4 protein-coding genes are annotated in these 3,410 nt (G+C 59.6%); all 4 read left to right on the top strand.

Annotation, left to right across the window (positions count from 1 at the left end):
• Positions 1-414 precede the first annotated feature (414 nt).
• A complete protein-coding gene (locus ABTX60_RS43050; protein ID WP_003945383.1) occupies positions 415-945 on the top strand; it encodes a M20/M25/M40 family metallo-hydrolase in 531 nt (176 codons plus the stop codon).
• A gap of 2 nt (positions 946-947) precedes the next feature.
• Positions 948-1,595 carry a peptidase dimerization domain-containing protein gene (locus tag ABTX60_RS43045; RefSeq protein ID WP_003945380.1) on the top strand — a complete coding sequence of 216 codons (648 nt, stop codon included), beginning with the start codon at positions 948-950 and terminating at the stop codon, positions 1,593-1,595.
• A gap of 286 nt (positions 1,596-1,881) precedes the next feature.
• Positions 1,882-2,463 carry a hypothetical protein gene (locus ABTX60_RS43040; RefSeq protein WP_037132137.1) on the top strand — a complete coding sequence of 194 codons (582 nt, stop codon included), beginning with the start codon at positions 1,882-1,884 and terminating at the stop codon, positions 2,461-2,463.
• 651 nt (positions 2,464-3,114) lie between these two features.
• Positions 3,115-3,410, top strand: a 296-nt coding sequence (locus ABTX60_RS43035; RefSeq protein WP_352102043.1) for a helix-turn-helix domain-containing protein, incomplete at its 3' end; no start/stop codon positions are given.

Genomic DNA, 3,410 nt, shown 5'->3' with positions numbered 1-3,410 from the left:
CTCAATGCGTTTGCGATCACCTTCGAAGGACGCATCACCCTGAACGGTAACTAACCGACATCAAGGTCGGATCCACCGTTAATCGGACACTCCCGGATGCATCGTAGCGAACGGGAGTGGTGTTGTTTTGGGAATATTGGGTGATGAAATCGGTTGGATCCGCCGAGGTTGGTATCCACATGGTCGGAAGATTCCAAGAGCGTGATGTTTGGGTGCCTTTTGTGGGTCCCAATGCCGCTATACGCATTTCGATGCTGTCCAACGCGTTTTGGCTGCGCGTAGACCCAGCCCATGCTTGTAACGATCTCCTGAGAGCGTTGGGTCGGTGGCGTCGAGTTGGTCGAAACTTGCTTGAAAGAATTTGAGGTTGCCCCAGTCGGGCTGTGCCCTGGATGGACACGGCATGATGGGTACGTGAACCTTGACGAGCTCTACTGCGACCTGCATGCGCATCCAGAACTTTCCTTCGAAGAAACACGCACGGCTGCAATCGCTGCCGCGGAACTTCGGGCCGCAGGGTTCGCTGTTATCGAGGGCGTCGGAGCCACGGGGGTCGTCGGTGTGCTTCGGAACGGTAGTGGGCCGACGGTGCTGCTGCGAGCTGACATGGATGCATTGCCGGTGGTGGAGGCCACTGGTCTGGCGTATGCCAGCATCACATCAGGTGTCATGCACGCGTGCGGGCATGACGTGCATGTTGCCTGTCTGATCGGCGCGACTCGGGAGCTTGCCGCGACGCGGGGGGATTGGAGTGGCACGGTCGTGGCTGTGTTTCAGCCAGCCGAGGAGGTCGGGCGCGGCGCGCAGGCAATGCTCGACGACAGGCTGTATGAAAGAGTGCCGATACCGGATGTCGTACTCGCCAGCACGTCGGGCCCGCACCCGCCGGGATGGTCGGAGCTCACTCTGGCGCGGCCTTCGCTTCAGCTGACAGCATCGACATAACGGTGCAGGGACGTGGTGGACACGGATCGAGGCCCGAGACCACGATCGATCCGATCGTCATCGCTTCGTCCATCGTCGGGCGGTTGCAGACCATTGTCTCCCGGGAGATTGCGCCGAAGGAGACCGCGGTGGTTACCGTTGGGCGGCTCAACGCCGGCACAAAGAACAACATCATCCCTGACAGCGCGGAGCTTGGCCTGACCATTCGCTCCTACAGTGAGGATGTGCGGGAGCGTATGTTGGCTGCGATCGAGCGCATCGTGAGTGCCGAGGCGGCAGCGTCCGGAGCGCCGGATCCTGTGATCGTGCGGGCGGAGTCTTTTCCCGTTACGGTCAATGGAGACAATGCTACTGAGCGCACGATGGTCGCGTTCCGGTCGGCGTTCGGCGACGACACGGTCTTTGACCCCGGGCAGGTCTCGGGAAGCGAGGATGTCGGTTTGCTCGCTACTGCTGCGAGTGCGCCGTTGGTCTACTGGATTCTCGGGGGTACGCACCCGGCAACGTATCGGGCCGCTGCGGAGGCAGGGAGCATCGACCGCGATATCCCATCGAACCACTCGGCCTATTTCGCTCCGGAAGTTCAACCGACACTTAACCGTGGGGTCGCTGCCTTGGTGATCGCCACTCGGGAGTGGTTGCGAGTCTGAGCCTGGTCGAGGGCCACACGCACGCGTCTTCACCGCCAAGACGACGAAGTTAGTCGGACCGACGGCGTAACTGTGCACATGATCGTCGCCGTCGACGTTTCGTACTCAACCCGCCCATCTAGATCTGATTGTCTACACGGGAATCGTGGGCAAGGCGCATGATCGACTCTATGAATCCAGTCGGTTGCCGACATTCTGATCTTGAGCTTCGCCGTTCAGCCGGATATGGACGCGATCATTGACAGTTTCGCCCAGTCCTATTTCGCTGAACGGCTATGGTCGGTCCATGCTTATTGCACGGATGCAAATACTAGGACTGATTGTGGGTCCGGCGATTTTTGGGCTTTCGCCGCTGTTCTGGAACGACGGGCATTACGGAGTGGTCGGTGGCATGCTCATCGCTGTATCGACCGTGCCGTGGGTGTTCGGGCTCCTAGGTGAGTACGAGAAGCTGCGTGCCCCCTTCCCGGTTGTGTCTGGGCTGTGGTTCTTGCTGGTGCTGGTAGGCATGTTCGGGACTGTCGCGTTCGGGCTGCAAGGTTTCTTCGAGGGTGTCTTCGGCGTCGACGACAGTTCGGCACTAGCGTCGTTCGCCGGCTACCCGACGGCCGGCACAATCATGTTGCTGCTCGCGGGGCCGACCTTTCCCTTCGCGCTTGTTGTGTTTGGAACCATGCAGTGGCGTGCCCGCACGGTTCCGCCGGCCTGCGCTGTCCTAGTGCTCATCGCGGCGGTTGCGTTCCCGATCGCCCGAGCTACGCGTGAGGTGCCCGTAGCAATCGTCGCCGACCTCGTGATGGTAGCAGCGTTCTGCGGAGTGGCGTGGTATGCGTGGACAAGGCAGATCGCCGCCGTCGACAACTCTTGACTCTGTATTAGTAAGTGACCGAATTATTCTGTACTGCAATATGATACGAAATGCGAGGTGCCGCGATCATATCGGTGTTCTTGTCGGGTTAGGCAGGACTTGATGAGTCACCCTGACTGCCAGTGAAAGCTGTCCAATCGGTGCCATCAAGACGATCTTAGTGAGGACGGAAGGTGTCAGGTGTTCGCGATCGTCAGTGTCGACACAGGCGCTCGCACCGCAATCACGCGGGTGATCACTACTCGCAGCATCGTGCTTTCCGGTTTTCCTCGTTCACCTCCTTACCACGGAATCAGGTCATCTAGTCGTCTGGCAGCCAGACAGGCACCATATTCTCGAAGACAGCTAGCGGTCGTCGGGCGTGGAGAACGATTCGGCACAAACCAGCGGTTGATGTGGGATCTCAAACGCCGCCTCGCTGAAGTGGCGCGGTTGGGGAAACCCGATCTGCTTTCGCTCACCTGGACTTAGGCACTGACCTTGACAACGAAAGGATTCAAGCCTTTGACCGCACAGACGTATGTCGTCGTTGCCGAACTAGATGTTGCGGGTACGGACGTTGATGACGCGGGACTGAAGTAGACGGGCTGGTCCTCGGCGCGAGAATAGGAATTGCGACATAGCCGTTCTCGACCAAGAAGGACCAGCCCTGTGACACACCGTAATGCCCCACTCACCGTCGAGGGAAGACGACGCCTGATCGAGCGGTGTCACGACCGCCCGATCGCCCACGTCGCCGCCGAAATGGGTATCTCACGACAATGCGCCTCCAAGTGGGTCAACCGGTATCGCAAGTACGGTGACCTGGGATTACAGGACCGATCCAGCACGCCGCACCATCAACCGACCGCTACAGCGGCAGGGCTTGTGGCCGAGATCGAAGCAATGCGCCGGAGCCGGAAATGGTCGGCTTCACGAATCACGTTCGAACTCCGAATGGATGGAAC

The sequence above is a fragment of the Streptomyces sp. NPDC126510 genome, assembly GCF_040302345.1.
Lineage (GTDB): Bacteria > Actinomycetota > Actinomycetes > Streptomycetales > Streptomycetaceae > Streptomyces.
This window is presented reverse-complemented; position numbering and strand designations above follow the sequence as displayed.